Here is a 6634-nt window from a genome sequence, read left to right as displayed (position 1 = left end):
CGGATTCGCGCCTCAGGACTCAGCGCAACGCGTTGCGCTGAGTCCTGAGGCTGTTGCAATGAAGATGAGAATCAAGGGGGAGTTGTGGAGTTGTGCAGGCAGACGAGGTTTTTCTGGAAATACGCACCCAATGCGCGTATAGTACCGATTGTTTTGTCGGCTCCTGCTGCGTCGAGTCCAAACCGCGAAATGCCATGAGCGGCGCGGATGCAGCCAGGAGGCACGAGGACAACCCACCGTGGCCACGCCCCGTGCTTAAAACCCCAAGAAGGAGTGAACAATGGCAGAAGAGAAGTATGTGCCGCGTCTGAAGACCAAGTACAACAACGAGGTCAAGCAGCAGCTTCAGGACAAGTTCCAGTACGAGAACGTCATGATGATCCCCAAGTTTGAGAAGATCGTCGTGAACATGGGTGTCGGCGAGGCCGCTACCGATTCCAAGGCCATCGACGGTGCCGTGCGCGACCTGCGCGCCATCACCGGCCAGCAGCCGATGATCACCCGTGCCCGCAAGTCCATCGCTACCTTCCGCCTGCGCGCTGGTATGCCGATCGGCTGCAAGGTTACCCTGCGTGGCGACCGTATGTGGGAGTTCTTCGATCGTCTGACCTCCGTCGCGATCCCCCGTATCCGCGACTTCCGCGGCATCTCCGCCAAGAGCTTCGACGGCCGTGGTAACTTCTCCATGGGCGTCACCGAGCAGCTCATCTTCCCCGAGATCGACTTCGACTCCGTCGATCACCAGCGTGGTATGGACATCACTTTCGTGACCACCGCCAACACCGATGAGGAGGCCAAGGCCCTTCTGGACGCCTTCGGTTTCCCGTTCAAGAAATAGGTTCACCTGCCCTATAAGCGCCGTTCCCACAAGGGGGGCGGCGCTTGGGGCGAACAATACTCTATGTGAGGAGGATATAAGTGGCTAAGACATCGATGATCGTCAAGTGCAATCGCAAGCAGAAGTTCTCTACTCGTGAGTACACGCGCTGCCAGCGCTGCGGCCGTCCGCACTCTGTGTACCGCAAGTTCGGCCTGTGCCGTGTCTGCTTCCGTGAGCTTGCACTCAAGGGCGAGCTTCCCGGCGTTAAGAAGGCCAGCTGGTAAGTCACTACCAGCGTTTCAAGCTTCAGTTTGGAACAGGGAAAACGCGCTAAATAGGCTTTGCCGTTAAGGGCGGCGAAGAACCAAGAGCACGTGTTCATCAAGAACGAAGGAGAATCTGTATGAACCTTACAGACCCGATCGCAGATATGCTTACGCGCATCCGTAACGCTAACTCTGTGAACAAGGCCACGGTCTCCATGCCGAGCAGCAAGAAGCTCGTCGAGATCGCTCGTGTTCTGCACGAGGAGGGCTACATCGAGGGCTACGATGTCGAGGACACCGTGCCCCAGAAGACTCTGCACATCACGCTTAAGTATGGTCCCAAGAAGGCTAAGGTCATCAACGGCATCCGCCGCATTTCCAAGCCGGGCCTGCGTAAGTACACCGGCGTTGCCGACATGCCCCGCGTCCGCGGTGGCCTTGGTACCGCCATTATTTCCACCAGCCATGGCGTTATGACCGACCGCGATGCTCGCAAGCACAACGTCGGCGGCGAGATCATCGCTTACGTCTGGTAATTCGGTCGGTAGGTAGAAGGAAAGGAGATCACCGTGTCTCGTATCGGTAATAAGCCTGTCCAGATTCCCGCCGGAGTCGAAGTGGCAGTCAATGGCAACAACGTTGCCGTCAAGGGCCCCAAGGGCCAGCTCGAGCTCGATGTTTTTGAGAAGCTCACCGTCAACGTCGAGGACAACGTCCTCACCGTTTCCCGTCCCGACGACGAGCGTGAGACCCGTGCCCGCCACGGCCTCACCCGCGCCCTCATCCACAACATGGTTGTTGGCGTTTCCGAGGGCTTCGAGAAGAAGCTCGAGCTCGCCGGCGTCGGTTACCGCGTGCAGCAGAAGGGCAAGAACCTCGAGTTCTCCCTGGGCTTCTCGCACCCCGTGATCGTCGAGGCTCCCGAGGGCATCACCTTCGAGGTTCCCGACAACACCCACGTGAACGTCAAGGGTATCAACAAGCAGCAGGTCGGTCAGGTCGCCGCTGAGATTCGCGGTCATCGTCCTCCCGAGCCTTACAAGGGCAAGGGTATCCACTATGTTGGCGAGCACATCCGCCGCAAGCTGGGTAAGGCCGCCAAGTAGTCGTAACCGACTTACTCGCATAAGACCAGCACCCCGTTAGGTGCTGGCAAGTTCAACCTTTTTAGGAGTTTACGTATGAACAAGCATAAGGCGAAGCTGGAAGGCCTCAAGCGTCGTCAGCGTCGTGTTCGCGGCAAGGTCTCGGGTACCGCCGAGCGTCCGCGTCTTCGCGTGACCCGTACCAACGCCAACATCTATGCCCAGATCATCGACGACAGCAAGGGCTCCAGCCTGACGCTCGTCTCCGCCTCGACCCTCGAGGCCGAGTTCAAGGGCACCCACACCTCGAACAAGGAGGCTGCGGAGAAGGTCGGTCAGCTCGTTGGCAAGCGTGCCATCGAGGCCGGCATCACCAAGGTCGCTTTCGATCGTGGTGGCCGTATCTACCATGGCCGCGTCAAGGCCCTCGCCGACGGTGCTCGTGCCGCCGGTCTCGAGTTCTAGGAGGTATGTAGCACATGGCTCGTAATCAGAAGCAGCAGCGCGAGGCCTCCGAGTTCGAGGAGCGCGTCGTTTACATCAACCGCGTGTCGAAGACCGTCAAGGGTGGTCGTCGCATGAGCCTCGTCGCTCTCGTCGTCGTTGGCGACGGCAAGGGCAACGTTGGCGTTGGCATGGGCAAGTCCGCTGAGGTGCCCATGGCCATCTCCAAGGCGTCTCTCGATGCCAAGAAGAACATGTTCCACGTGCCGGTGACCGATCAGGGCACCATTCCGCACGAGGTTCTCGGCCACTTTGGTGCCGGCCGTATCATCATCAAGCCCGCTGTCGAGGGTACCGGCGTTATCGCCGGCGGCGCTGTGCGTCCCCTCTTCGAGCTTGCTGGCATCAAGAACGTCCTGTCCAAGTCCCTCGGTACCGACAACGGCCTCAACATCATCAAGGCTGCCGTCGAGGGCCTCAAGGAGCTCTCCAGCCCTGAGGACGTCGCGGCTCGCCGTGGCCTGACGGTCTCCGAGATGTTCGTCGGTAAGGAGAACTAAGCATGGCTGACACCATCAAGATCAAGCAGGTCCGCAGCACCAACGGTTGCAAGCAGGACCAGGTCCGTACTGTCCGTGCCCTCGGTCTCCACAGGATCCGCGAGGTTCGCGAGATTGCTGACAACGAGTCCGTCCGCGGCATGATCTTCAAGGTCAAGCACCTTGTCGAGATTGTAGAGGAGTAGCAAATGCAGCTTCACGATCTTACTCCCGCGCCCGGTTCCACCAAGAACCGCAAGCGCGTCGGCCGTGGCAATTCTTCGGGTCACGGCACCACTTCTGGCCGCGGTCAGAAGGGCCAGGGTTCCCGCTCTGGCGGCACCAAGGGTGCCGGCTTCGAGGGTGGCCAGACTCCGCTGGCTATGCGCCTGCCCAAGCTTCCGGGCTTCCGCAACCCCCGTCGTATCGAGTACACCGCTGTTAACGTCGAGCGTCTCGAGCGCAAGTTCGAGGATGGCGCTGTGATCGACGGTGCCGCTCTTAAGGCCGCTCGCATCACCAAGAGCGAGTTCGAGCCCGTCAAGGTGCTCGGCAATGGTGAGCTCACCAAGAAGTTCACGGTCAAGGTCGACAAGGTCAGCGCTTCTGCGCAGGCCAAGATCGAGGCCGCCGGCGGAAAGGTCGAGCTGCCGTGCTAAATGGTCTTAAGAATGCTTTCCGCATCAAAGAATTGCGCGAAAAGATTCTTTTTACCATAGCTATGCTCGTCGTGTACCGCATTGGTGCGCACGTTCCTGTGCCCGGCATTCCCTTCCAGGGGATGCTGGGCCTTTTCTCGACCGATAACAATTCGGTCGCCGCAGGTGCTATGGCCCTCCTGAATCTTTTCTCTGGCGGCGCGTTGAGCTATGTGTCGGTGTTTTCGCTGGGCATCATGCCTTACATCACCAGCTCGATCATCCTCCAGATGCTCCAGGCCGTCGTGCCTTCCCTGCATGAGCTTGCCCGCGAGGGCGAGGTCGGTCAGACCAAGATTACGCAGTATTCGCGTTACCTCACCCTTGCTCTGGCAATCCTCAACTCCGTGGGTTACCTCTTCCTCTTTAAGAGCTTCGGCATCAGCTTCAATGGCGCCGGCGCTCCCGAGATCATCTTCGACCTCATGATCGTCGGTACGCTCACCGCGGGCGCCATGCTGATCATGTGGATTGGTGAGCTCATCACCCAGCGCGGTATCGGCAATGGCATGTCGCTGATCATCTTCGCGAACATCATGGCCGGTCTGCCGCAGGCTATCTTCTCCAGCACCGAGGGCAATGCCGGTGGCATCATCACCATGGTGATCATCTGCGCCATCATCCTGCTGGTTATCCCGCTGATTGTTTTCCTTGAGCGCGGCCAGCGCCGCATCCCGGTCTCCTACGCTAAGCGCGTCGTGGGCCGTCGCATGATGGGTGGCCAGACCACCTACCTGCCCATCAAGGTCAACACCGCGGGTGTCGTGCCGATCATCTTCGCTTCGGCGCTGCTGTACTTCCCGGCTCAGATTGCCGTGTTCTTCCCCGGCATCGGCTGGATTCAGGCAGTTGCCTCCGCGCTTTCGACCGGTTGGCTCAACTGGGTGCTTAACGTTGTCCTCATCGTGTTCTTCGCGTACTTCTACACCTCCATGGTGTTCAACCCCGATGACACGGCCGATAACCTTAAGAAGCAGGGCGGCTTTATTCCGGGCGTCCGTCCGGGTAGGGCTACCGCGGCCTACATCAAGAACGCGCTCAACAAGATCACGCTTCCCAGCGCTGTCTTTTTGGCGCTCATCGCCATCGTGCCTTCGATCATCTTCTCCTTCACGGGTAACCATCTGATTCAGGCATTTGGCGGCACGTCCATCCTCATCATGGTCGGCGTCGTGCTCGACACGGTCGATAAGCTCGAAGGCCAGATCAAGATGTATGATTACGATGGATTCTTTAAATAGGCTAGAGGAGGATTGCTCATGAACCTCGTATTGCTCGGAGCTCCGGGTGCCGGTAAGGGCACCGTCGCACAGGAGCTCGTCGCCGAGTTTGGCGTCGCCCATATTTCCACGGGCGACCTGCTGCGTGCTGCCGTCAAGAGTGGCACCGAGCTTGGTATTCAGGCTAAGAAGTACATGGACGCTGGCGAGCTCGTTCCCGACCAGCTCGTGATCGACCTTGTCAAGGAGCGCCTTGCCGCCGATGACGCCCAGCAGGGCTTCATCCTCGACGGCTTCCCGCGCAACACCGCCCAGGCTGTGACGCTCGATTCCGAGCTCTCCGCCATGGGTCGCGAGATCGACTGCGCCCTTCTGGTCGACGTGGCCCCCGAGGTCATCATCGACCGTCTGTCTTCGCGTCGCACCTGCCGCGCCTGCGGTTACACCGGCACCGCTGCCGATGCTACCTGCCCCAAGTGTGGTGGCGAGATGTATCAGCGCGACGACGACAAGCCCGATACCATTAAGAACCGTCTCGACGTCTACGAGAAGTCCACGAGCCCGCTCGTTGACTACTATCGTGGCCAGGGTCTGCTCAAGTCGGTCAACGGTGACCAGGCTCGCGAGACCGTGTACGGGGATGTCAAAGAGGCTCTCGGTCTATGATCAAGATTAAGTCTGCAACGCAAATCGAGCAGATGAAGAAGGCAGGAGCGCTATCTAAGATGGCGCTCCGCCACGTTGGAGCCATGGTGCGCCCCGGCGTTTCGACTTTTGAGCTCGATCAGCTCGCGGAGCAGATTATCCGCATGCATGGCGGCACCCCGGCCTTTAAGGGTTATGGCGGGTTCCCGGGGACCATTTGCGCATCGATCAACGATGCCGTGGTCCACGGTATTCCCAACCCCGACATGATCCTGCGCGATGGCGATATCATCTCCATCGATACGGGAGCCGTTGTCGACGGTTGGGTCGGCGATAACGCTTGGACGTTTTTCGTCGGCACCCCCACGCCCGAAGCCAAGGCTTTGTGCGAGGTCACGCGTGATTGCCTTAAGGCTGCCATCGAGCAGGCTGTTCCCGGTAACCATATCGGGGACGTCGGTTATGCCGTTCAGTTCCTCGCCGAGTCTCACGGTTACGGCGTGCTTCGTGATTATGTGGGCCATGGCATTGGCCGCGTGATGCACGAGGACCCCAATGTTCCTAACTATGGAAAGAAGGGGAGGGGCGTTCGCCTCCAGGCCGGCATGGTCATTGCCATCGAGCCGATGGTTACGATGGGTTCCAACCATGTGAGCACGGGCTCCGACGGTTGGATTGTTACGACCAACGATCACCTGCCCGCCGCGCACTACGAGAACACCGTCGCCATTACCAATGACGGTCCGGTGATTCTCACCACGGATGCCCAAGGTGCTTGGTGTTCCTTGCAAGGCGGTGAAATGTAAAAGTCGCCGCCCCCTGATGCCCAACCTCGCCTTTCAATTTCGAAGGCATGACCCCAAGGTCTATGCCTTCTCATTTCAAGGCGATCTTGGGCATCAGGGAACGGCTTTGTT

11 protein-coding genes are annotated in these 6634 nt (G+C 59.2%); all 11 read left to right on the top strand.

Features of this window, described 5'->3' with window-relative positions:
- The first annotated feature begins 280 nt into the window (after nucleotides 1–280).
- The 11 genes from rplE to map all read left to right on the top strand — a co-directional run bounded on the left by rplE (nucleotide 281) and on the right by map (nucleotide 6523).
- Nucleotides 281–838: a 50S ribosomal protein L5 gene (gene rplE, locus GT571_RS09345; RefSeq protein WP_006235260.1), complete on the top strand. Its 558-nt coding sequence runs from the start codon at nucleotides 281–283 to the stop codon at nucleotides 836–838.
- Between the two features lie 80 nt (nucleotides 839–918).
- Nucleotides 919–1104, top strand: a complete 186-nt coding sequence (locus GT571_RS09340; protein WP_022094280.1) for a type Z 30S ribosomal protein S14 — start codon at nucleotides 919–921, stop codon at nucleotides 1102–1104.
- A 119-nt stretch (nucleotides 1105–1223) separates the two neighbouring features.
- Nucleotides 1224–1622: a 30S ribosomal protein S8 gene (rpsH, locus tag GT571_RS09335; protein ID WP_006235262.1), complete on the top strand. Its 399-nt coding sequence runs from the start codon at nucleotides 1224–1226 to the stop codon at nucleotides 1620–1622.
- A 33-nt stretch (nucleotides 1623–1655) separates the two neighbouring features.
- Nucleotides 1656–2192 (top strand): 50S ribosomal protein L6, encoded by a 537-nt coding sequence (rplF, locus tag GT571_RS09330; protein ID WP_161156854.1) that lies wholly within the window; start codon nucleotides 1656–1658, stop codon nucleotides 2190–2192.
- A 75-nt stretch (nucleotides 2193–2267) separates the two neighbouring features.
- Nucleotides 2268–2636, top strand: a complete 369-nt coding sequence (gene rplR, locus GT571_RS09325) for a 50S ribosomal protein L18 (RefSeq protein ID WP_055252235.1) — start codon at nucleotides 2268–2270, stop codon at nucleotides 2634–2636.
- Nucleotides 2637–2650: 14 nt separating this feature from the next.
- A complete protein-coding gene (gene rpsE, locus GT571_RS09320; RefSeq protein WP_022094279.1) occupies nucleotides 2651–3175 on the top strand; it encodes a 30S ribosomal protein S5 in 525 nt (174 codons plus the stop codon).
- A gap of 2 nt (nucleotides 3176–3177) precedes the next feature.
- The gene (gene rpmD / locus GT571_RS09315; RefSeq protein WP_006235266.1) at nucleotides 3178–3360 is read left to right on the top strand and encodes a 50S ribosomal protein L30; all 183 of its coding nucleotides are present in this window, start codon (nucleotides 3178–3180) and stop codon (nucleotides 3358–3360) included.
- Nucleotides 3361–3363: 3 nt separating this feature from the next.
- Nucleotides 3364–3813 carry a 50S ribosomal protein L15 gene (rplO, locus tag GT571_RS09310; protein WP_006235267.1) on the top strand — a complete coding sequence of 150 codons (450 nt, stop codon included), beginning with the start codon at nucleotides 3364–3366 and terminating at the stop codon, nucleotides 3811–3813.
- Nucleotides 3807–5093, top strand: coding sequence for a preprotein translocase subunit SecY (gene secY, locus GT571_RS09305; RefSeq protein ID WP_035137447.1), 1287 nt, complete (start codon nucleotides 3807–3809; stop codon nucleotides 5091–5093). The genes rplO and secY overlap by 7 nt, the downstream gene beginning before the upstream one ends.
- A gap of 18 nt (nucleotides 5094–5111) precedes the next feature.
- The gene (locus tag GT571_RS09300) at nucleotides 5112–5738 is read left to right on the top strand and encodes an adenylate kinase (protein ID WP_161156852.1); all 627 of its coding nucleotides are present in this window, start codon (nucleotides 5112–5114) and stop codon (nucleotides 5736–5738) included.
- Complete coding sequence (gene map / locus GT571_RS09295) at nucleotides 5735–6523, top strand: type I methionyl aminopeptidase (RefSeq protein WP_161156850.1); 789 nt, start codon at nucleotides 5735–5737, stop codon at nucleotides 6521–6523. Before GT571_RS09300 ends, map begins: the two co-directional genes overlap by 4 nt.
- Nucleotides 6524–6634 lie beyond the last annotated feature (111 nt).

Source organism: Collinsella aerofaciens (genome assembly GCF_009876115.1).
GTDB classification, from domain to species: Bacteria; Actinomycetota; Coriobacteriia; order Coriobacteriales; family Coriobacteriaceae; genus Collinsella; species Collinsella aerofaciens_N.
The sequence above is the reverse complement of the archived record's forward strand: the minus strand, read 5'-3'. Positions and strand labels throughout refer to the sequence as shown.